Source organism: Clostridium sp. DFI.1.208 (assembly GCF_024463855.1).
GTDB lineage: Bacteria > Bacillota_I > Bacilli_A > Erysipelotrichales > Erysipelotrichaceae > Clostridium_AQ.
On record NZ_JANGCA010000240.1, the window covers coordinates 1 to 328 of the forward strand.

Annotated in this window: 1 protein-coding gene; it reads right to left on the reverse strand. The window is 50.0% G+C overall.

Annotation, left to right across the window (positions count from 1 at the left end):
* The coding region (locus NE665_RS24210; protein WP_256302744.1) for a hypothetical protein at nucleotides 1–328 on the reverse strand (328 nt) is incomplete at both ends.

Here is a 328-nt window from a genome sequence, read left to right on the forward strand (position 1 = left end):
CCCATCATACTGTAATATTCTGTAAGTACCTTTTCAAATTCTAAGATTGTCGCTTCCATGTCCTGTGAGACCTTCTTATGTTCGACGCCGGCTCTCCTGCACAGCTCTTCGGCTATCATGAGGCCGACCCCCCAGGTCGTATCCATGCCGTCCATTTCTTCATAGAGTTCGACAGCTAATAATGGCGTTCTCGTCTTTACATGCTCATGCAGTGCTGCCCGGAACATATCGAGGAATATCGGTAACAGGATGACCATGCCCTCTCTTCCTGCGATCATGTCCTCTTTATACTGCCCTGTGAGCTCCTGCTCATCCTCCAGCCGCTCGA